Raw genomic sequence first — 20,943 nt, forward strand, 5'->3', positions numbered from 1 at the left:
GGAAGGTAAAACCATGGCATACAAAAAGCCCGAAGGGCTTCCCGAGAAACTGCAACTCTTTATTGACGGCGAGTTCGTTGACGCCGAGGGCGGCGCTCAGTTCGACGTCATCGAGCCCGTCTCGAACGAGGTATACATCAAGGCCGCCTCGGCGAGCAAGGGCGACGTCGACCGCGCCGTTGCCGCGGCAAAGCGCGCCTTCGACGAGGGCCCGTGGCCCACGATGCTGCCGCGCGAGCGCTCACGCATTTTGCACCGCGTTGCCGACATCGTTGAGTCGCGTGACGAGCAGCTCGCACTCATCGAGAGCTGGGATTCGGGGCTGCCCATCACCCAGGCCAAGGGGCAGGCGCGTCGCGCCGCCGAGAACTTTCGCTTCTTCGCCGACCTCATCGTTGCCGAGCAAGACAACGTCACGAAGGTACCCGGCCGACAGATCAACTATGTTAACCGCAAGCCCAAAGGCGTCGCTGGCCTCATCACGCCGTGGAACGTGCCCTTCATGCAGGAGTCGTGGAAGCTCGCTCCAGCGATCGCAACCGGCAACACCGTCGTGCTCAAGCCAGCGAGTTACACGCCACTCTCGGCAGCGCTCTGGCCCGAGATCTTTCGCGAGGCGGGCGTGCCAGACGGGGTGTTCAACCTCGTGTTCGGCTCCGGCAGCGTCACCGGTGACGCTCTCGTGAAGCACCCAGACGTGCCGCTCATCTCGTTCACGGGCGACAGCTCAACCGGTGCGATGATCTCAACGAACGCGGCTCCGTACCTCAAGGGGCTCTCGCTCGAACTTGGCGGCAAGAGCCCGTCGGTCGTCTTCGCCGACGCTGATCTCGAAGAGGCGCTCGACGCAACCGTGTTCAGTGTGTTCAGCCTCAACGGGGAGCGGTGCACGGCGGGGAGTCGCGTGCTCGTCGAGCGCTCGATCTACGATGACTTTGTTGCTCGCTACGCCGAGCGCGCCAAGAACATCGTCATCGGTCTGCCCAGTGACCCAGCGACCGAGGTTGGCGCGCTCGTGCACCCGACCCATTTCGAGAAAGTCATGAGCTACGTCGAGATCGGGAAGGGCGAGGGTCGTCTCGTTGCTGGCGGCGGCCGACCCGAGGGCTTCCCCGAGGGCAACTACGTGGCGCCGACGGTGTTTGCCGACGTCGCTCCCGATGCGCGCATCTTCCAGGAAGAGATCTTTGGCCCGGTCGTGGCGATCACGCCATTCGACACCGACGAAGAAGCACTCGAGCTCGCGAACAACACGAAGTACGGCCTCGCGGCATACGTCTGGACCTCGAACCTCAAGCGGGCGCACAACTTTGCGCACGGTATTGAGTCGGGCATGGTCTGGCTCAACTCGAACAACGTGCGCGACCTGCGCACCCCCTTCGGCGGGGTGAAGGCCTCAGGCCTCGGCCGCGAGGGAGGCTACCGCTCAGTCGATTTCTACACCACCGCGCAGTCCATCCAGATCACGCTGAACGAGGCGCACTCGCCCCGTTTTGGCGCCGGAGCCAACTAAGTATTTTTCAAGGCCGAGAAAGAATTACCATGCCAAAACTCAACGAAAGCGACAAGACTTCTTCGGGCTTTTGGGTGACCAAAGAGGCCCCGATTGTGAGCGATAACCCCGTTGCAACCCCGAAGGCGACCCCGCCCGACATTCTGCGTTGTGCCTACATGGAGCTCGTGGTGACCGACCTCGCGGTCTCACGCGAGTTCTATGTCGACGTGCTCGGGCTCTACGTCACGACCGAAGACGACGAGGCAATCTACCTGCGCTCGACCGAAGAGTTCATTCACCACAATCTCGTGCTGCGCCAGGGGCCGGTTGCCGCGGTCGCCGCCTTCTCGTACCGCGTGCGCACTCCCGAAGACCTCGACCGCGCCGTCGCGTTTTACACCGAGCTTGGCTGCGATGTGCGTCGCAAGGCCGAGGGCTTCGTCACGGGCATCGGCGACTCGGTGCGCGTGGTCGACCCGCTCGGCTTCCCGTACGAGTTCTTCTACCAGACCGAACACCAGGAGCGCCTCTCGTGGCGCTATGACCTGCAGACCCCGGGCGAGCTCGTGCGGCTCGACCACTTCAACCAGGTGACCCCCGACGTGCCCCGCGCGGTGCGCCACTACCAAGACCTCGGTTTTCGCGTCACCGAAGATATTCAAGACAGCGAGGGCACGGTCTACGCCGCCTGGATGCGCCGCAAGCCCACGGTGCACGACACCGCAGCGACCGGCGGCGACGGACCGCGCATGCACCACGTCGCCTTCGCAACCCACGAGAAGCACAACATTCTCGCCATCTGCGACAAGCTCGGTGCGCTGCGCCTCTCAGACCGCATCGAGCGCGGCCCTGGTCGCCACGGCGTCTCGAACGCGTTTTACCTCTACCTGCGCGATCCCGACGGGCACCGTGTTGAGGTGTACACGCAGGACTACTACACGGGCGACCCCGACAACCCGGTCGTGACGTGGGACGTGCACGATAACCAGCGACGCGACTGGTGGGGCAACCCCGTCGTCGAGTCGTGGTACACCGATGCCTCGCTCGTGCTCGACCTCGACGGTAACCCGCAGCCCGTCGTCGCTCGCACCGACTCGTCAGAGATGGCCGTCACCATCGGCGCCGACGGCTTCTCGTACACCCGCGATGGTGACGAGGCCAAGGGTTTTAAGCTCGGCAATACGCTCTGAGTATGAAAGAAGGGGCTAGGCAGCAAGTATGTATTGCTGCCTAGCCCCTTTCTGTTTACGCGTTTGACGAAGTAACGAGCGCCTGCTCGGGGCGGTTCTTCATCGCCTTGGAAAGCACGATATGAAGAGCAAACGTGACGATGAGAGCGCCGAGACCTGCGGGGAAATCACCGGGCAGAGGAAGCGCGTACTGGAACACAATGCCAAGCGCTGCTCCGATCAGGAATGAGATGATTCCTGGCCAGCGTACTTTGGGCAGATCATTGACGTTTGCGGTTTCGTACTCGCGGCGACGCACCACATAAAAGTCCGCCAAGATCGGTCCTGCCAAAGGCACAAAGGCGGCGCCGAGTACCGTGATGAAGTCGGCGAAGAAGAACGAGTAAAACCCAAATGCGCCAAGAATGCTGCCGATAATACCCACGGTGATCACGATTTTGGGCCGTGAAACCTTGAATCCCATTGCGTTCGCTGCGGGACCCACATACAGGGCGTTGCAGTAGAGCTCTGACATGTTTGTCGTCCACAGAGCCACAACCCACAGCACAACGCCGATAATCGCAAAGAACGGTCCCTTCGTGACCATCCACGAGATAAAGTTTGCGTCTCCAGTTGCGATGCTTCCCGTGTACCCGACGATGTTGAGCAAAGGGTTCGTCAGGATAAAGCAGGCCCCCGCGCCAATGAGAACGTGAGAAGCTTTTTTCGCGAAGCGGAAAATATCGACGCCCATGATCACTCCGGCGATCCACGCGCCGATGAGGAGTGTGACACCCGTTCCCACGGTAGTTCCGGAGCGGGTTGACCCTTCTGCCAGGACGTTACCGAAGCCACCGAATTCATTCGTCATCATGACAGCAGCGACAACCGCCACAAGAAGAATAAAAGGGGCAGCAGAAGCAGAGATTCGCTCAAGGGCAACGATGCCTTTCCACGCAGACCACGTGAAGATTGCCCCCCAGAACAACGAGAACAAAACATACTCGAGGCTGAGTCCGTTGAGAATGGTGATGCCGGTCAGGCTGCCAAAAGCTACATCAAAGATGTCTCCCACCATGCCGACGATTGAGGCGAACCAGCCGAGTGTGAGGAGCCCCATAATGAGCATCGGAAGAATCATGCCCTTCGTCCCGTATGAAAAGCGGGAGATAAGGGAAAGGTTGAGCCCGGTTTTCATTGCAGCAAAACCCAGCAGGAACGTCAGAATGAGAAGAATGCCCTGGCCGAGAACCACGGTAAGCATTGCATCGCCAAAAGGCATGCCGCCCTCGCCGCCAACGCCAGCGAGTTGACCACCGACGATGAGTCCGGTTGGCACGTAGCCGAAACCGACCCAGATAGCGAACTGCGACCACCAGCTGCGACGGGCATTTTGGGGCACTCGTTCGAGCATAAACTCTTCATTGGTCTCATCAACCGCAGGCTTTTTGCTTGACACGTTGTCTGTGCTGAGTGTCATTTGGTATTCCTCTCCATTGTGGAAAATGCGGCTTGAGCAAGCTCGAAACCGTTCATTTCATGGGTAACCAAGCTGTGCTGCCGGTAGGTTACGCTACCATGAAGCCTAAAACCTGTCTAGCAGATTTACAAGTTGCGAATGATTGCGTTAACGCGTTGAAGGGGAAGCATGAGAAGGATTTGCGTCTTTACCCACGCCGTTTACGGTAAGGAACGGTGCTCGCTCTTGAGGTTTACGATGCGTTCGCGGGTTAGTGTAAAAGCTAGCTCCCCATCATGGCAGCGCCAGAAACCCCTTGCGGCTGTTCGGCTGATGCGCGGCCAAATAACTGTAGAAAAATGATGAGATAGTAGAAGAATGTCTGGAACAACTGAGTGGTTTAGCGAACAGAAAAAAATAGTTCGCTTGAACGCTGCCGAGTCTATTCTTGAAGACCTTCAAGAAGGTATCGCTCAGCGTGTGTTGCCCGTTGGAAGCCGCCTTCCCTCTGAATTGCAGCTTGCTAAGCACTATGGGGTGAGTCGGCCGGTTGTTCGGGAAGCGTTGAGATCTGCGCAGGCCCTGGGGCTTACGCAAACTCGCACGGGCAGTGGAACTTATGTGATTTCGCAGCTGCCCAAAGCCCCGCAGAGCTTTGATAACTTTTCAACGCGCGACCTCATGGAGGCAAGGCCCGCTATTGAGATTCCCTCGGCTCGTTTGGCTGCAATGAGACGTTCAACGCAACAAGCGGCTGACCTGCTCATGATTTGCCAAAAGATGGAGGAAGAAGTTGGCTCGAGCGAGTGGGTTGAGCTTGACTCTTTATTCCACGTCTCTGTCGCGGCGGCTTCAGGCAACGCGATTTTCTCCTCGCTTGTTGCTGACACGCGGAACGCACTTTCGCAACAATCTCATGTGATCAATATGGTCGCGCACCGCAGAGGCCCTTCCAATGAGGAGCATCGTGCGATTGCTCAAGCGATTATGGATATTGATCCGAATCTTGCCGCTCAGTTGATGGAGCATCATCTTACGTCGGTGGCAGAAGTGTTGCATCAGCTGATGCATGAAGAAGTCTAGGCTTGCACGAATGGGTGCTTGCAAAGACCATTGGTGATACATTTAATCTGTCAGACAGGTTTGCAAGTCAATTCTTTGTCCGCCTTGAAACTCAGAGAGTGCAAAGAACGCAAACGAGTACAAGAAGGAGACACCATGGACGAATTAAACCAGCTCAAGAAAAACCAGTGGTTTCGTAACAACGATGTTGCGGGTATCCCCGGTCCAAAGCGGGAAATTGTTGGGTACGGTGAGAAGCCGCCGGTTGTTCGGTGGCAAAACGGCGCTAAAGTCGCGATTAACATCGTCATCAATTACGAAGAGGGCTCTGAACTGACGTTTGCCATGGGTGATGGCGAAAACGACGGGATGCATGAGCTGCCGTTCGATGTTGAGGGGCAGCGTGATCTCGCCAAAGAGTCAATGTATGAGTACGGTTCTCGAGCGGGGATCTGGAGGCTCTTCAGGGTTTTCGATAAATTTGATATTCCAATTACTGTCTTTGGTACCGCTGTTGCGCTTGAAAGAAACCCAGCAGTGGCTGCAAAAATGCTCGAGCGCGGTGACGACCTGGTAAGCCACGGGTACCGATGGATCGATCACTACAAATACACTCGCGAGGAAGAGAAGCAGCTTATTGATCTCTCAATGGAGACGTTTGAACGCTTGGGCTTTTCTCCCCGAGGGTGGTACTGCAGGGAGATGTCGGTCAACACCCGTGAGCTACTGATGGAAGACGGCCGTTTCCTGTACGACTCAGACTATTACGGTGACGATTTGCCTTACTGGTCGTACCACAACAACGAGCCACATCTCGTGATTCCATATTCACTTGCGGTCAATGACTGCCGCTACATCATGGGAACCGGTTTCGGGTCGCCCGACGACTTCGTCGATGTAGCGAAGAGGACCGTTCTGCAACTACTTGATGATGGTGATGATTGTGGTCGTATGATGTCGATCGGTTTGCATCCCCGCGTAACGGGGAATCCAGCGCGCGCGCACGGCCTTGCTGAATTTATTGCTTGGGCCCAGGAACAAGACGGCGTGACATTTATGCGCCGGGACGATATCGCTGATTCCTTCGTCGCACAGGTTCCAAAGCCTGCTTCTGCTGAAGAGCGGCTAAACCGATAAACCAGAGCCCGTTCGCAACTTGATTGTCTCAGGAGTGTTGGAACGCGCCTCTGTTGCCTGAGCGAGCACGAAAGAGTATCTCAGTTCGGCTCGGCAATACACTGTAATGATGCACGAAGAGCGGGAGCCAGAGGGCAAGAGCCAGAAGTTTGTCGTTTTGCGGCGACGCGAGTCACGCAATTACGTTTTCGGCGCGGCCCTGTCGATGATGGCCGACAACATCGAGCACGTACTCACTTACTGGGTACTCTGGGTGACGTTTGAGTCACCAGCGCTCGTCGGCTTTCAAATTGTGAGCCACTGGCTCCCGTTCTTCCTCTTTTCGGTCTACGCCGGCGCACTCGCCGAGCGCTTCGACTGCCGCCGCATCATTCAGATTGCGCAGGGCCTCTTCATGGCGGTTTCGGTCGCCTGGGGCGTGCTCTTCATCACCGGCACACTCGAGCTGTGGCACGCCTGCGTGCTGCTCGTGCTGCACGGTCTCGCCGGGTGCATCTGGATGCCGGCCGAGCAGCTCATGCTCTACGATTTCGCGGGCCCGAAAGACCTCCCGAGCGCCGTGCGCATCAACTCGACGTTCCGCTCGCTCGGCTTCCTTATCGGTCCTGTTGTCGGCTCAGCGCTGCTCGTCGCGGTCGGCTCGTCATACGGCATGTTCATTAACGCGCTGCTCTACATTCCGCTCACGGTGTTCCTGTGGCGCACGAAGGTGACGGGTCACCGGCGCGAGAGATCGAAGGTGGCCGAAACGAAACTCAGTTTTCGCGAGGCCTTCGGGGTGTTCAGCACGGTGCGCGCAAACCCCAAGATTTTCTCGATGATTCTGCTCACGGCTCTCGCCGGAATGACCATCGGCGCCACGATGCAAAACGCGATGCCAGAGTTCGCCTCGCGTCTCGGCGCGGGTAGCGAGGGCGATTTCACCTACGGCATTCTGCTCGTGGCCAACGGCATTGGCGGAGTGGTCGGTGGTTTCCTCCTCGAAGCGACCGGGAAGGTCCCGGCGACGGTCAAGACCGCGGTGATCAGCGCGATCGTGCTGGGTCTCACGACCATTGGTTTCGCGCTCAGCGGCAACTACCTGCTCTCGGTGCTCGCGCTCATCGTTGGTGGCTTTGCCCGCATCACCTCTGAGTCGACCGAGATGAGCATCATTCAGCTCGAGGCCCCAGAGCACGAGCGTGGCCGAATCATCGGAGCCTACACGATGTTCGGGCCCGGCATGATGACCTTCAGCGGGGTCACCATCGCCGTACTCGGGAGCATTGCTGGCATCGCGGGTGCCGTGGTGGTGAGTGGCATCATTCTCACGGTCGGCTCGTGCCTCGTCGGCCTCTGGGTGTGGCGCAAGGGCATCAGCTAACGGAAACCTCGGGCTCGGGCGCCTCGTGAAACGTTGCCCATGCCCGGGCCGCTGTCGCGACCTCGGCCGCATCGACGTGCTCTCCCGGTAGCGTCGTGATCTCGATGCTCGCCTTTGTCGCGAGCTGCTTCGCCTTCCACGTCGCAACCGTGCGCCCATCGCGCACGACCGTGGGCCTGAACATGCCGTTGTTGCCGGGAACTACGTGGGCGAGGTGGCCCGAGCCGAGCTGCAGGCCGCGGTCGGTGAAGCCGAGCAGGTGTTCGTCGAAAGCGGGCAGCAGCAGCGTCTCGCCATTCGCTTGTGCGCTCGAATCAATGAGCTGCGGATCGCCCCAGAACCGTTCACCGAGAACCTCAAGCGGCACGAAGCTCGCCTCCCGAGCCGCGCCCGCGAAGGCTTTCGCGGTGTCTCGCTTGCCAAGACCAGCCCACCAGGCGAAGTCCTGTTCTTGCACGACGCCGCGCCCACGTGTAAAGCGAGCGGCGAGCTCGGTGAGTGCCTCGTCGCCGCTCAGGGTGCGCGGGGCAGCGATCCACTCGGTAGCGAGGGTGAAGAGCGGCTCGGCGACGCGACCGAGCGCTCCGGGCGCCGCGAGTGGCCCCTGCACGATGATGCCGGTTTGGCTCATGAACCACAGCAGGTGGTACCGCCAGTTGCCCGGGGTTTCGACGCCGGCGGCGGCCCACACTTCGGCGAGGTCTGCGCGCGACAGCGCCCTGCCACCCGTGAGCGCAGCACCCGTCGCGTCGATCACGCGCGTCACGGTCGGCTCATCGAGCCCTAGGAACTCACGCCGTCGCTGCACGCCCGCGAGCACCTTCTTCTCGGTGAGTAGCTGAACCCAGCGCAGGTCTTCGGCGGGCACGAGGTGCACCGTGCCGCGCATGGGCCACGAGCGCACCACCTCGCCGCTCGCGAGTGCGTCGTGCACTGCCGCGCGTGTGGCACCTGAACGAACCCCGACGGCCCAGAGCGAGGCATACCAGTCTTGGCCCTGCATCGCGGTGAGGTGCCGCACGACCTGTGCGGGCGTCGGGGTGTTGCTGGGAGCGGTCGCCGTATCTCGGGCGAGCAAGAGCCCGCGCATGCGCCAGTTCAGAACATCGGTGGGTGAGGCGGCGGTCGCGGTATTCATGGTGAGAGTGTACTGCGCCGAGGCGCTACGCCCCGCCCAAACTGGCGCGGTGAGTTTAAAAGAGTGCGTTGACGTCTTCGAGGCCGCGCATCGCGTCGTAGTCGAGGGTGACGCAGCGAATGCCCCGGTCTTCGGCGAGGGTGCGGGCCTGAGGCTTGATCTCTTGGGCGGCAAAGACGCCCTGAACGGGGGCGAGAACCGGGTCGCGGTTCATGAGCTCGAGGTAGCGGGTGAGCTGCTCGACGCCGTCGATCTCGCCGCGGCGCTTAATCTCGACGGCCACCGACGAACCCTCGGGGTCTTTGGCGAGAATGTCGACGGGGCCGATCGCGGTCATGTACTCGCGGCGCACGAGGGTGTGGCCGTCGCCGAGCAGTTCGATCTGTGCGGCGAGGAGCTCTTGCAGGTGCGCCTCGACACCGTCTTTTTGCAGGCCAGGGTCGACACCGAGGTCGTGCGAGGTGTCTTGCAGCATCTCGTAGATTGAGATGACGAGCTTGTCGTTGGTCTTCGTGTTGAGCACCTCCCACAGCTCGACGATGCCGGCTGCGGTGTGATCTTCGGTGGGCTCGAGCACCGTGAAGGCGCAGGGAGGGCTCATCCAGTTGAGCGGCTTGTATGATCCGCCATCTGAGTGCACGAGCACGCTGCCGTCGCCCTTGAGCATGAGCACACGCTTGGCACGGGGCAGGTGGGCACTCAGCCGACCGGCGTAATCAACAGAACATTCAGCAACAACAATTCGCACGGTATAAGAGTCTACGAGTTTTGGGGTGCGGTGTGGGGCGCGCCACCCGTCTTTGGGCTCGCGATCCACGCCGCGACGAGAATTGCCGCGAGGACGAGGAAGGCGATGCGAAAGCCGAAGTGATCGCCCATGAAACCAAAGGTGACGGGGCCAGCTGCGTAGGCGGTGTAGGCGATGGTTGAAACGGCTGCAACCCGGCGGGCCGCGAGCTTCGGGTGGTCTGAGGCGGCTGAGACCGCGAGGGGAAACGCGAGGGCGTCGCCCATGCCCCAGAGCAGGGCTCCAGGAATCGCAAGCCACGCCCAGGGCGAGAGCGACACGAGCAGAACGCCCACGATCGCGCAGCCAAACGAGAAACGCAGGGCGCTCACCCGGCCGAAGCGGGTCACGAGGTAATCGCCCGAGAGACGAAGCGTGAGGGCGCCGATGTACATGAGCGTGAGCACGAGCACTGCGTGCGAGTTGCCGAGGCTGTAAATGTCGATGAACGCGAGCGGCATCCAGTCGGTCGCGACCCCGTCGGCGAGGCTGCCCGCGAGCGCGATGAAGCCGAGCAGGAGCACCCGCGGGTCTTTCCACACTTTGCTGAGGTGGGTGAGCGCCTCGGTCGAGATGGGCCCGGTGGTCACGGGAATCTCGCCGGGCTCGACGGTTTCAACGATGAAGCGTTGCAAGAAGAGCATCGCGGCAATGACGATGATGGCGGCACTCACGTGGTGCGCGACGACGTCGAGCTTGATTGACTCGGCCCACGCGCCGAGCAGTACCGAGGTGATGCCGCCGATGCTGAATCCCGCGTGTAGCGTTGACATGCGGGGCCGGCCGCTCGCTCGTTCGGCCTGAGCGCCGCTCACGTTGACGGCGACGTCGGCAAAGCCGAAGCCGACGCCAACAAAGCCGAGCACGAAGTATGACAGCGGATCAACGTGCGAGAGCAATAGCCAGCTGCCGAGTGGCAGTGCCAGCGCCATGATGGTGAGCCCGAGCATGGTCAGTTTGCGGGCGCCGAGCTTGGTTTCGAGGCGGCCGGCGAAGGAGAGGCCAACGATCGTGCCGAGCGAGGGGCAGAGCACGATGATGCTCATCATGGAGAACGAGAAGCCGAGCTCGTCGCGCAGCGTCGGGAACCGGGTGAGCAGGGTGCCCCAGGTCGCGCCGAGCAGCGCGAACATGGTGAAGAGCGCCCAGAGCCACCGCTTGAGTTCGGCCGCCGAGGGCTGTGAAGCCGTGGTCAAGAACGCTCACCTCCGAGCACGATCCAGCGCCCGCCGCGTGCTCTGAACGCGAGCGTGAGAGCACGCAGCGCCATGAGCCCGACGGTAAACGCGAGGGTGATGGTGAGCAACGCGGGTGCGCCCTCGGGCGCGCGCTGCGTTGCGAAGAAGAGGAGGGGGAGGTAAATCACGAGCGCACCCATGCTTACGATCGCGAGGTACCGGGCATCGCCCGCCCCCATGAGTACGCCGTCGAGCACGTAGACGATCGCGGCGAGCGGCAGGGTGAGCCCGACCGCGGCGATCGAGGGCGGAAGGAGGCCGAGCACCGCGGCGTCGTTCGTGAACACGCGCCCAACGAAGGGGCTCACGAGCGCGACGGGAACGCCAATGATGAGCGCGGCGCGCACACCCCAGCGCAGGGTTCTTGAGAGAACGAGGCGCACGCGTGGTTCGTCAGAGGCGCCGAGCGCATCGCCGATGAGTGCCTGCGCGGCGATCGCGAGCGCGTCGAGCATGAACGCCGTGATCGAGATGACGAGAAAGACGATCTGGTAGGCAGCTGTCGTCGCAACGCCCTGGGTGGCAGCCGCCGAGACGGTTGCGAGCAGCGCGACGCGCAGGCCGAGTGTGCGCACGAAGAGCCAACCGCCCGAGCGGCCGGCGTGCTTGAGCCCTTCAGCCTGTGGCAGCCAACCCGCGCCGTGGCGGCGCACGTGTTTGGCGATGACGATGAGGTAGCACAGCACCATGCCCCACTGTGCGATCACGGTGCCCCAGGCGCTGCCGGCGATGCCCCAGCCGAAGCCGTAAATGAACAGCCAGTTGAGCCCCGCGTTGACGGCGAAGCCGATCACCGCGACCGTGAGCGGCGTCACGGTGTCGAGCATGCCGCGCAAGAGTCCGGTTGCGGCAAAGACGAGCAGCATCGCGGGCATGCCGAGCGCCGAGACGCCAAGGTAGATGACCGCCTGCTCGGCGACCGCTGCCGATGAGCTGAAGAAGCCGACGAGCATCTCGCGACCAAACCACATCACGATGGCCACCGCGATGCCGAGCCCGAGGGCGAGCCACAGGCCGTCGACGCCCGCCTGAACGGCGCCGCGCGTATCGCCCGATCCGCGTCTTCTGGCAACGAGTGGCGTGGTCGAATACGCGAGAAACACCATGAGGCCGATCGCGGTCGTGAGAATGGCCGAGGCGATCGCGAGCCCCGCGAGCGGCGCCTGGCCGAGGTGCCCGACGAGCGCCGAGTCGACCGCTAAGAAGAGGGGCTCGGCGACGAGCGCGCCGAGCGCAGGGAAGGCAAGAGCCGCGATGCTGCGATCGATATTGCGCCCCTGAGTACTCACGCATCTACGATACCCGCCCTAGCGCGACCCTGGGGTCAGTGAACTAGGCTGGGGTCATGACAAGCGACTCACAGAATAAGGCCCTTACCGCTGGTATCGATTTGGCAGAGCTTGATCAGAGCGTACGCCCGCAAGACGACCTGTTTCGTCATGTGAACGGCAAGTGGATCGACCGAACCGAACTGCCTGACGACCGCGCTCGCTATGGCTCGTTTGCGGTGCTCGCCGAGAACGCCGAAGAGGCGGTGCGCGAGATCATCACCGGTACCACGGCTCCCGAGGCGGGAACGTGGGCGAAGACCGAGGCCGAGAAGGTTGCGGCCCTCTACGAAAGCTTCATGAACACCGACAAGCTTGATGAGCTCGGCGCCGAGCCCATTCGCGCAGACCTTGAGCGGGCGCTCACCGTCGCCACGGTTGACGAGTTCGTGAGCCTGCTCGCAGAGCTTGAGCACGGCGGCCTCGGCGGTTTTGTGGGCATGTACATTGACAACGACCCGGGCAACCCCGAGCGATACATTCCGATGCTCATGCAGGCCGGCATCGGGCTGCCTGATGAGTCGTACTACCGCGAAGAGCAGTTCGCCGAGATTCGCGCAGCATACGTGGCCCACATCGAGCGCATGTTCGGGCTCGTTGGTGCCCCCTCGACCGCGACACTTGCCGAGCGGGTCATGCGGCTTGAGACCGAGATCGCCGCGACGCACTGGGACACGGTTGCCAGCAGAGACATTCAGAAGCTCTACAACCTGCACAGCTTCGCCGAGCTTGAAGAGCTCACCCCCGGCTTCAGCTGGAAGGCATACCTTGAGGCGATGAACATCGACGCCGCGAAGTTCGGTGAGGTTGTCGTCGGCATGCCAGACACGATTCAGTCAACGATCGCCCTGCTCACCGAAGAGCGGCTCTCAGACTGGCGCGCCTGGCTCGCATGGCGCATCGTTGTTGGCCAGGCCTCGCTGCTGACGCCCGAGATTTCACGGGCCAACTTCGAGTTCTACGGCACGAAGCTCACGGGCACGCCCGAGCAGCGCGACCGCTGGAAGCGCGGCGTCTCGTTCGTCGAGGGTGCGATGGGTGAGGCGGTCGGGCGCCTCTACGTCGAGCGCCACTTTGACGAGCAGGCGAAGGTGACGATGGACGGGCTCGTTGACCACCTCATCGAGGCCTACCGCGACTCGATCGAGAAGCTCAGCTGGATGAGCGCCGACACGAAGACGCGCGCGCTCGAGAAGCTCGATAAGTTCACGCCGAAGATCGGCTACCCCGTGAAGTGGCGCGACTACTCGTCGCTCGAGGTTGATGCTGGTGACCTCATCGGCAACTCGCGTCGCGTCGCCGTGAACGACTTCGATCGTGAGCTCGGCAAACTCGGCAAGCCCATCGACCGCGATGAGTGGTTCATGGTGCCCCAAACGGTCAACGCCTACTACAACCCGGGTTTCAACGAGATCGTGTTTCCCGCGGCCATCTTGCAGCCACCGTTCTTCGACCAGCAGGCTGAGCCGGCCGCCAACTTCGGCGCGATCGGTGCCGTCATCGGTCACGAGATCGGTCACGGCTTCGACGACCAGGGCTCGCGCTACGACGGCGACGGCAAGCTCACCGACTGGTGGCACGAAGAAGACCGCGAGGCCTTCGAGAAGCTCACGGGCGCCCTCATCGAGCAGTACAACGCCCTCTCGCCCGCAGGCGCCGACGGCCAGAAGGTCAACGGTGAGCTCACGATTGGCGAGAACATCGGCGACCTCTCGGGCCTCGAGATCGCGTGGAAGGCGTACCAGCGCTCACTCGACGGTGCCGAGCCTCCCGTGATCGACGGCCTCACGGGTGCCGAGCGCTTCTTCCTCGCCTGGGCGCAGGCCTGGCAGCAGAAGTCACGGCCCGAAGAGACGGTGCGTCTGCTCACGATTGACCCGCACTCGCCCAACGAGTTTCGCTGCAACCAGATCGTCAAGAACCTTGACGCCTTCCACGAGGCCTATGGCACGAAGCCGGGCGATGAACTGTGGATGGACAAGGCGGATCGCGTCTCGATCTGGTAGCTCACGGGGCCCGGCCGCGCTGAGGCGTCGGCCGGTGCAGCGGAATAGTTGCCGACCGACAACGGTTGTACTCGAGTGTGACTGACTTTCGATACGCAACCGTCGTCGTGATCGGCGCGGGCCAGGCAGGGCTCTCTGCCGGTTTTCACCTGCAGCGGGCGGGCTTTGCGAGCGCGCTCGACGGCGCGGGCGCGGGCGCTGGCTCGGCAGACATCCGCAGCTTCGTCATGCTCGACGCGAACCCCGCGGCGGGCGGCGCGTGGCAGCACCGCTGGGAGAGCCTCAGGGTGCGCACCCTGAACGCCATCTTCGACCTGCCGCGCATGAGCAAGCCCGACATGAACCCCGACGAGCCGAGCAGCACCGCCGTCTCGCGCTACTTCGCCGAGTTCGAGGCGGCGAACGAGCTGCCCATCGAACGCCCCGTACGGGTGAGCGAGGTGCGCCGTGCTGGCGCAGAAGCCGGGACCGCAGAAGCCGGGACCGCGGGCGGCGGCTACGTGGTCGAGACCGACGCGGGCACCTGGCACGCCGAGTACCTCATCAACGCGACCGGCACCTGGAACAATCCCGTGCAGCCCGAGTACCCCGGCGCCGACACCTTTCTCGGCCTGCAGCAGCACACGCGAGACTACGTGCGGCTTGAAGACTTTGCGGGGCTGCGCACGGCCGTCGTCGGCGGAGGCATCTCGGCGCTGCAGCAGCTCGAAGAGATCTCGCGCGTGACCGATGTGCTCTGGTATACCCGCAGGCCACCGGAGTGGATGGACACCGAGTTCGACACCCAGGCCGGCCGCGAGGTGATTCAGCGCGTGACCTCAGACGTCGAGGCGGGAAGGGTCACGGGCAGCGTCGTCTCGTACACGGGGCTCCCAGCGAACGGCCTGTACGTTCGGGCGGCCAAGGCGCGAGGCGTGCTCAAGCGGCGCCCCATGTTCGTCGCGATCGAGCCACACGGGGTGCGCGAGGCCGACGGCACATTCACGAGCCTCGACGCGATCGTGTGGGCCACGGGGTTCAAGGGCGATCTCGCGCACCTTGAGGGTCTCGGGCTTCGCACGAGCGCCGGCGGTATCACGATGCGCGGCACCGAGGTGCTCGGCGAGCCGGCGCTGCACCTCATCGGCTTCGGCCCCTCGCAGTCGACGGTGGGGGCCAATCGCGCTGGCCGCGACGCCGTTCGAGCGATCGAGCGACAGCTCGCCGGGCCCTTACCGGCAACTATTGCCTGATTTCAGGCGGGTTTTCGAGCAAATCACCCCTCAAGCCGGTGTTTTTCAGGCAAAGGTTGGCGAGCGGGGTTGAAACGAAGCGGGGCGGATCAGGGCGAGCCTCGAGTGCTCTCCTGATCCGCCCCGCTGGGGTTTTGCCGCGCTTCAGCTCAGGCTAGCCCTCGTAATCGGGAAACTCGGTGACGGCGTCGACGATGCCGTTCACGAAGCTCTTGTAGGTGAGAGCGAAACCGAAGCGCTCTGCGAGATTGCCATCGATCCACGTGCCTCGCTCAACCGCGGGAACGCGGGCGAGCAGCGGGTCAAGGTCTGCGTCAACATCGGCCTTGTACACGAACACGATGTCGGCATCGCCGAGCGCGCTCACGGCGCTCTCGTAGCTCAGCATGTGGCCGTGATTCTGCTCGTTGCGCGGGGCCTCTCGAATCTGTTCGTTGTCGAGAATGTCGAGGCCGAGGGCTGGCAGCATGACGCGGTAAATCGAGTCTTCGGTCATGACCGTGAAGTTGTCGACCGGAGCGTGAATGACCGTTGCGGTCTTGCCATCGGTGTAGTCGCCGATCTGCTTCTTGGCCGCGGCAACGGTCGCCTCGTAGTCGGCAATCGCGTCTTCAGCCTTGTCGGCGCGATCGAGCATGGTGAGCTGGTCGGTCATGGCCTTGAAGGGGTTTTTGGCCGAGGCGCCCTCGACGTCGATGCCATCGTTGACCGCGAGCACGGGGGCGATCTCGTCGAGCTTGAAGTCTTCGCCCTCGTAGTAGTTCCACCAGCCGATGCCCACGACGATGAGGTCGGGCTTGTACGAGGCGATCTCTTCACGGTTGAGGTCGAAGGCGGTGTTCTTGAGGTGCGCGACATCGTCGTCGATGAGCGGCGAGAGGGGGCTATCGGTTCCGTAGGCGGTCGCGACGAGCGGGTAGTCGGCGAGCAGCGCCATCTCGAGGCCGCTGCGGCTGTCGAGCACGACGACGCGCTCGGGGTTCGCCGGCAGGGTCGCCTCGTAGCCCTCGTACGAGAAGTCGATGGTTTCGCTGCTGCTCGCGTCGCCCTTGGGCTTCGTGTCGGCATCGGCGGGGCCGCTTGCGCAACCGGTTACGAGGCCGAGCGCGAGCGCTGCTGCGACCCAGGCCGTCAGGCGGCCGAGGCGGCGGGGCGCCCCGCTCGTGGGCAGGGTGGAGTGGTGAGAAGCCATGTCATTCCTTGAAACGTAGTAACGGCCCGAGAAACCGGGCCACGGTGAGGGGTGAGGCGCTCCGGCCCCACCCCTTCAACGCTAGGCACACGGCGGTGCGAGAGGCAGACTCACCGCTTCGCGTTTCAGACTTTGCGGGTGCCGCTGCGGTCGCGGCCGAGCGGCACGACGGTGGGGGTGCCCGTGACGGGGTCGGGCACGACGCGGCAGGCGAGGCCGAAGACCTCTTCGACGAGCGCCTCGGTCACGATCTCGTCGGGGGTGCCTTCGGCAACGATGCGCCCGTCTTTCATCGCGATGAGGTGGGTCGCGTAGCGAGCCGCCTGGTTGAGGTCGTGCAGCACGGCGACGAGGGTGTTGCCCGCGAGGTGCAGGTCGGTGAAGAGCTCGAGCAGCTCGATCTGGTGCGCGATATCGAGAAAGGTCGTTGGCTCGTCGAGCAGCAGCAGCGGCGTCTCTTGCGCGAGCACCATCGCGACCCAGACGCGCTGCCGCTGCCCGCCCGAGAGCTCGTCGACGAGCCTGGTCGAGAGGTCGGTCACCCCGGTCGCGTGCATGGCCTCGAGCACGGCCTGCTCGTCGGCGTCGCTCCACTGCCTGATGATACCCTGGTGCGGGTAGCGGCCGCGCGCGATGAGGTCGGCGACCGTGATGCCGTCGGGCGCGAGCGAGGTTTGCGGTAGCAGCCCGAGGCGCTTCGCGACCTCTTTGGCCCGGTACGAGGTGATGACCTTGCCGTCGAGCAACACCTCACCCTGAGACGGGCGGATCAGCCGCGAGAGTGCCCTGAGCAGCGTCGACTTGCCGCATGCGTTTGGCCCCACGATGACCGTGAACGAGTTGTCAGGAATCGAGACCGAGAGGTGCTCAGAAATCGTCTTGTGGTCGTAGCCGATGGTGGCATCGCGAACCTGCAGCATGCTGCTGTCGGGGGCCGCGGTTGCCGCTTGTGAGTGCTGGGTCATGGGGTTCTTTCGGGTGGTGTGCGGGTGGTCAGAGTCGTTTTTTCGATTCGTGAATGAGAAGCCAAATGAGGTAGCCGCCGCCGACCACGACCGTGACGGTGCCGACGGGCAGCATCGCGGGAAGGGCGTGCAGGGCGACGAAGTCTGAGGCCGAGAGCAGGGCCGCGCCCATGAGCGCCGAGGCCGCGACCGAGACGCCTGCGGTGCCGGCCACTCGGCGAGCGATCTGGGGTGCGGCGAGGGCGATGAACGCGATGGGGCCTGCGGCTGCGGTCACGACGGCGATGAGCCCCACCGAGACGAGCATCAAGACGAGCCTGGTTGGTTCGACGCGCACGCCGAGCGCCTTGGCCGCGTCGTCGCCGAGCTCGAGCTGCCTGAGCGGCCGAGACAGCGCGAGCGTGACAACGAGCAGCACCACGACGAGCACGCTCGCGACGCCGGTCTGCTGCCAGGTCATGCCGTTGAGCGAGCCAGCGCCCCATACGGCGGCGACGAGCGCGGTTTCAAGGTCGGCCTTGAGGGTGAGCCAGGTGTTGAGCGACGAGAGCATGGCCGAGATGGCGATGCCGACGATGATGAGCCTGAAGCCCTGCACGCCTCCCTTGAACGCGAGCAGGTACACCACGGCCGCGGTCGCCATGCCGCCAGCGAGTGCGCCGGCCGCGACATCAAGGTAGGTGCCGCCAAACACGATGATGACGATGAGGGCACCCGTGTAGGCCCCGGCCGAGAAACCGAGAATATCGGGGCTCGCGAGCGGGTTGCGGGTGAGCGACTGGAACACGGCGCCACTCGCCCCGAGGGCTGCGCCGAAGGCGATGGCCGAGACGGCTCTTGGCATGCGCCACTCGAACACGACGGTGCGATCGAAGCCGCTCGAGTCAACGAAGAGGGCTCGCCACACCTCCTGAAGGGTGAGGGGGTATTCGCCGTTCACCAGGCTCAGGATGCCAATGCCGATACACACGGCAACGAGTACGAGCCCGATGACGAGCGCGCGCACGTCGATGCGCATCCAGATGCCCCGCACGTGCACGCGCCGAACGGTGCGGCCAAAATCAATCTTCGCTGGCAGCTGCGGCTGCCCGAGTGCCCCGCTCATAGCCCGCTCGCCTTTCTGCGACGAATGAGCACGATGAGCATCGGCGCACCGACGAAGGCGGTGACGATGCCAACGGGCACCTCGGCCGGGCGCATGATGAGCCGGCCAACGATGTCGGCGGTAAGCAGCAGCATCGGCGCGAGCACGAGCGTGTAGGCGAGAATCCAGCGCTGGTCTGGCCCGACGATCCACCTGGCGACGTGCGGAACCATGAGCCCAACAAAGCCGATCGGGCCCGCGATCGCTGTAGCCCCGCCCGCGAGCAGCGTGACGGCAATGATGACGATGATGCGGGTGCGCAGCACGTTTGCGCCGAGCGCCGCCGCGAGATCTTCACCGAGCGCGATCGCGTTGAGCGGCCTCGCCGCGAGAAACGCGAGCACGAGGCCGAGCGCGAGAAACGGCAAGACCGGCCACACGATATCAAGGCTACGGCCCACAACCGTGCCGGCGCCCCAGTTACGCATCTTGTCGAAAGCCTGCGGATCGAGCAGGGTCATCGCGCTCGTGAGCCCGCTCAGTGCGGCTCCGAGGGCCACGCCCGCGAGTACGAGCCTCAGCGGATCGGCTCCGCCGCGGCCCGCGCTGCCGATCGCGTAGACCGCGATGGTGACGATGAGCGCGCCGGCGAAGGCGAACCACAGGTACTGCGAGACCGACGAGACACCGAATGCACCGACGCCCACTGCGACGGCGAAGGCCGCGCCAGAGTTCACGCCCAGAATGCCGGGGTCGGCGAGCGGGTTTCTCGTGAGCGCCTGAATGAGGGCACCCGCGATGCCGAGCGCCGCACCCACGATGATCGCGACGACCGTGCGCGGAATGCGCAGATCGTGCACGACGTAGTGCTCCTCGATATCGGCGGGAGCCGTGATGGCCTGCCACACCGTCGCGAAGGGAATGTCACGGGAGCCGATCATGATGCTCAGAGCGGCGATGGCGAGCAGCGCGCAGGCAAGCGCGAGAAGGACGAGGAATCGGGTGCTGTTGCTGCCCGCAAGGCCGGTGCGGGGCGGCTCTTTCGGTCGCGGTTTTGGCCGCGAGGCAACTGAGGGGGCGTGTGACATGCTCGGGTTCTTACTCCAGGTGTGCCGGTTTCGAAGGGCGCGTCAGAGGGCGCACCACAGGCACGAGGCTACGGAGGTTTTGGCGGGGCGGGCAGACACGGTGTTGTGCGTTTCAGACAGGAGGCTTAGAAGGTTTCGGCAAGCTCGCCCGGGGTGCACCCCACGGTTTTGCGAAAGGCGGTCACGAAGGAGCTGGTGGTGCTGTAGCCGACGCGGCGGGCGACCGTCTTCACGCTCGCCCCCTCGGCAAGCTCGCCGAGGGCAGCGCGCATGCGCACGAGCCTGCGCCACTGCACGAAACTCATGGCGATATCGGCGGTAAAAATGCGAGTGAGGGTGCGCGACGTGATGTTGAGAAGCGCTGCCCACTGTTCAAGCGAGCGGTCGTCGGCGGGGTCACGGAGCACCTGCTCGACGAGGCGTGAAAGCCGCCAATCCTGGGGAATTGGCAGATCGAGTTGCACCGTTTCGGTGACCTCGAGCATGTCGATGCACACCTGCTGTGCCCTGATGCGCTGATCGACGGTCATGCGTGCGCGCTTAATGTGAATGAGTAGCTCACGCACCGCGGGAACGACCCGCACGGCGACGGGCTCGCTCCACGCGCCTGGCCAGCCGTTGGGGTCAAAGTAGGTTGCGCGCACGTCGGTATTGTCACGAGTCTTGCCCTCGTGTTCGAACCCCGCAGGGATCCACAGGCCAACTCCCGGTGTCACCGTCCACTGCTTGCCGCCCGCGTGCATGGTGACGACTCCGCGATCAGACCAGAGGAGTTCGTGCTCGGCGTGGCTGTGCCTGGGCCACTCGATCGCCGCGTCGGGCTCGTATACGCCGGTGGTCAGTAAGAAGGGTGGGTTAACGTAGCGCTCGTCGGTGGGAGTGATGCGCGAGTGGGTAGGGGTGAGGGGATGTGGGCCGCTCGGAGGCTGTTTGGCCGGGCGGGGTTCGCGTAGTGCGAGAAGAGTCATCATCACCTCGATCGATAGGGCGGGCCTCACAAGTAAGGCTATCCTTATCTTAGTCAGATGAATGCACTGAAGCTGAAAGCGCTCCCCCCGCCTACGAGACAGGTGATGGCCTCTTGTTGAGTCGGGCCAAAAATGTCGATCGTTTCGCGGAGTGTTTGGGTCTCGCGGTTCTCGAATTGCGTTCTAGTATGTGCCGTGCAAGACTAGCTGCTTGGCAGGCGGCATTGGGGCC

17 protein-coding genes are annotated in these 20,943 nt (G+C 63.3%); 7 read left to right on the forward strand and 10 right to left on the reverse strand.

The genetic code is table 11. The features are described 5' to 3' along the window. Positions 1 to 13 precede the first annotated feature (13 nt). Positions 14 to 1,513, forward strand: a complete 1,500-nt coding sequence (locus KTJ78_RS05730) for an aldehyde dehydrogenase (protein WP_217133485.1) — start codon at positions 14 to 16, stop codon at positions 1,511 to 1,513. A 29-nt stretch (positions 1,514 to 1,542) separates the two neighbouring features. Then, entirely contained in the window at positions 1,543 to 2,685 is a 1,143-nt protein-coding gene (gene hpaD, locus KTJ78_RS05735) for a 3,4-dihydroxyphenylacetate 2,3-dioxygenase (protein WP_217133487.1), read from the forward strand. Between the two features lie 55 nt (positions 2,686 to 2,740). Here the strand turns inward: hpaD and KTJ78_RS05740 are convergent, their stop codons facing one another. Continuing rightward, the gene (locus tag KTJ78_RS05740; protein ID WP_217133489.1) at positions 2,741 to 4,144 is read right to left on the reverse strand and encodes a purine-cytosine permease family protein; all 1,404 of its coding nucleotides are present in this window, start codon (positions 4,142 to 4,144) and stop codon (positions 2,741 to 2,743) included. A 357-nt stretch (positions 4,145 to 4,501) separates the two neighbouring features. On the opposite strand from KTJ78_RS05740, the gene KTJ78_RS05745 reads away from it, so the two are divergent. From KTJ78_RS05745 to KTJ78_RS05755, 3 genes are all read left to right on the forward strand, one after another. After that, complete coding sequence (locus tag KTJ78_RS05745; protein WP_217133490.1) at positions 4,502 to 5,206, forward strand: FadR/GntR family transcriptional regulator; 705 nt, start codon at positions 4,502 to 4,504, stop codon at positions 5,204 to 5,206. Positions 5,207 to 5,341: 135 nt separating this feature from the next. Beyond that, on the forward strand, positions 5,342 to 6,322 hold the full coding sequence (locus KTJ78_RS05750; protein WP_217133492.1) for a polysaccharide deacetylase family protein: 981 nt from the start codon (positions 5,342 to 5,344) through the stop codon (positions 6,320 to 6,322). Positions 6,323 to 6,428: 106 nt separating this feature from the next. Then, positions 6,429 to 7,685 carry an MFS transporter gene (locus KTJ78_RS05755; RefSeq protein ID WP_217133494.1) on the forward strand — a complete coding sequence of 419 codons (1,257 nt, stop codon included), beginning with the start codon at positions 6,429 to 6,431 and terminating at the stop codon, positions 7,683 to 7,685. On the opposite strand, the gene KTJ78_RS05760 is transcribed toward KTJ78_RS05755, so the two are convergent. Genes KTJ78_RS05760 through KTJ78_RS05775 form a run of 4 tightly spaced genes read right to left on the reverse strand, consistent with a single transcriptional unit; the run spans position 7,678 to position 12,137 of the window. Next, a complete protein-coding gene (locus KTJ78_RS05760) occupies positions 7,678 to 8,823 on the reverse strand; it encodes a winged helix DNA-binding domain-containing protein (protein ID WP_217133495.1) in 1,146 nt (381 codons plus the stop codon). The two genes, KTJ78_RS05755 and KTJ78_RS05760, sit on opposite strands and share 8 nt — an antisense overlap. A gap of 55 nt (positions 8,824 to 8,878) precedes the next feature. After that, entirely contained in the window at positions 8,879 to 9,571 is a 693-nt protein-coding gene (nucS, locus tag KTJ78_RS05765; RefSeq protein WP_217133496.1) for an endonuclease NucS, read from the reverse strand. An 11-nt stretch (positions 9,572 to 9,582) separates the two neighbouring features. After that, entirely contained in the window at positions 9,583 to 10,806 is a 1,224-nt protein-coding gene (locus tag KTJ78_RS05770; protein ID WP_217133497.1) for an MFS transporter, read from the reverse strand. Next, positions 10,803 to 12,137, reverse strand: a complete 1,335-nt coding sequence (locus KTJ78_RS05775) for an MATE family efflux transporter (RefSeq protein ID WP_217133498.1) — start codon at positions 12,135 to 12,137, stop codon at positions 10,803 to 10,805. The genes KTJ78_RS05770 and KTJ78_RS05775 overlap by 4 nt, the downstream gene beginning before the upstream one ends. Positions 12,138 to 12,193: 56 nt before the next feature. Here KTJ78_RS05775 and KTJ78_RS05780 point away from each other — a divergent pair, with 56 nt between their 5' ends. After that, complete coding sequence (locus KTJ78_RS05780; RefSeq protein ID WP_217133499.1) at positions 12,194 to 14,182, forward strand: M13 family metallopeptidase; 1,989 nt, start codon at positions 12,194 to 12,196, stop codon at positions 14,180 to 14,182. Positions 14,183 to 14,259: 77 nt separating this feature from the next. Next, a complete protein-coding gene (locus KTJ78_RS05785) occupies positions 14,260 to 15,414 on the forward strand; it encodes a flavin-containing monooxygenase (RefSeq protein WP_217133500.1) in 1,155 nt (384 codons plus the stop codon). A 154-nt stretch (positions 15,415 to 15,568) separates the two neighbouring features. Here KTJ78_RS05785 and KTJ78_RS05790 read toward each other — a convergent pair whose 3' ends face one another. The 5 genes from KTJ78_RS05790 to KTJ78_RS05810 all read right to left on the reverse strand — a co-directional run bounded on the left by KTJ78_RS05790 (position 15,569) and on the right by KTJ78_RS05810 (position 20,741). Beyond that, a complete protein-coding gene (locus KTJ78_RS05790) occupies positions 15,569 to 16,606 on the reverse strand; it encodes an ABC transporter substrate-binding protein (RefSeq protein WP_217133502.1) in 1,038 nt (345 codons plus the stop codon). A 125-nt stretch (positions 16,607 to 16,731) separates the two neighbouring features. Continuing rightward, positions 16,732 to 17,571: an ABC transporter ATP-binding protein gene (locus tag KTJ78_RS05795; protein WP_217133504.1), complete on the reverse strand. Its 840-nt coding sequence runs from the start codon at positions 17,569 to 17,571 to the stop codon at positions 16,732 to 16,734. Between the two features lie 28 nt (positions 17,572 to 17,599). Continuing rightward, positions 17,600 to 18,676, reverse strand: a complete 1,077-nt coding sequence (locus KTJ78_RS05800; protein ID WP_217133506.1) for a FecCD family ABC transporter permease — start codon at positions 18,674 to 18,676, stop codon at positions 17,600 to 17,602. Further along, positions 18,673 to 19,743 (reverse strand): FecCD family ABC transporter permease, encoded by a 1,071-nt coding sequence (locus tag KTJ78_RS05805; protein WP_217133508.1) that lies wholly within the window; start codon positions 19,741 to 19,743, stop codon positions 18,673 to 18,675. The genes KTJ78_RS05800 and KTJ78_RS05805 overlap by 4 nt, the downstream gene beginning before the upstream one ends. A 125-nt stretch (positions 19,744 to 19,868) precedes the next feature. Further along, positions 19,869 to 20,741, reverse strand: a complete 873-nt coding sequence (locus KTJ78_RS05810; protein ID WP_217133510.1) for a helix-turn-helix domain-containing protein — start codon at positions 20,739 to 20,741, stop codon at positions 19,869 to 19,871. Positions 20,742 to 20,943: the final 202 nt, after the last annotated feature.

This window comes from Leucobacter chinensis (genome assembly GCF_019049105.1).
Classification (GTDB): Bacteria; Actinomycetota; Actinomycetes; order Actinomycetales; family Microbacteriaceae; genus Leucobacter_A; species Leucobacter_A chinensis.

What these genes read in the sequence shown, in the direction of transcription:
- KTJ78_RS05730 (WP_217133485.1), top strand. Translation starts at nt 14, where the DNA reads ATGGCATACAAAAAGCCCGAAGGGCTTCCCGAGAAACTGCAACTCTTT.
- hpaD (WP_217133487.1), top strand. Translation starts at nt 1,543, where the DNA reads ATGCCAAAACTCAACGAAAGCGACAAGACTTCTTCGGGCTTTTGGGTG.
- KTJ78_RS05740 (WP_217133489.1), bottom strand. Translation starts at nt 4,144, where the DNA reads ATGACACTCAGCACAGACAACGTGTCAAGCAAAAAGCCTGCGGTTGAT.
- KTJ78_RS05745 (WP_217133490.1), top strand. Translation starts at nt 4,502, where the DNA reads ATGTCTGGAACAACTGAGTGGTTTAGCGAACAGAAAAAAATAGTTCGC.
- KTJ78_RS05750 (WP_217133492.1), top strand. Translation starts at nt 5,342, where the DNA reads ATGGACGAATTAAACCAGCTCAAGAAAAACCAGTGGTTTCGTAACAAC.
- KTJ78_RS05755 (WP_217133494.1), top strand. Translation starts at nt 6,429, where the DNA reads ATGATGCACGAAGAGCGGGAGCCAGAGGGCAAGAGCCAGAAGTTTGTC.
- KTJ78_RS05760 (WP_217133495.1), bottom strand. Translation starts at nt 8,823, where the DNA reads ATGAATACCGCGACCGCCGCCTCACCCACCGATGTTCTGAACTGGCGC.
- KTJ78_RS05780 (WP_217133499.1), top strand. Translation starts at nt 12,194, where the DNA reads ATGACAAGCGACTCACAGAATAAGGCCCTTACCGCTGGTATCGATTTG.
- KTJ78_RS05790 (WP_217133502.1), bottom strand. Translation starts at nt 16,606, where the DNA reads ATGGCTTCTCACCACTCCACCCTGCCCACGAGCGGGGCGCCCCGCCGC.
- KTJ78_RS05795 (WP_217133504.1), bottom strand. Translation starts at nt 17,571, where the DNA reads ATGACCCAGCACTCACAAGCGGCAACCGCGGCCCCCGACAGCAGCATG.
- KTJ78_RS05800 (WP_217133506.1), bottom strand. Translation starts at nt 18,676, where the DNA reads ATGAGCGGGGCACTCGGGCAGCCGCAGCTGCCAGCGAAGATTGATTTT.
- KTJ78_RS05805 (WP_217133508.1), bottom strand. Translation starts at nt 19,743, where the DNA reads ATGTCACACGCCCCCTCAGTTGCCTCGCGGCCAAAACCGCGACCGAAA.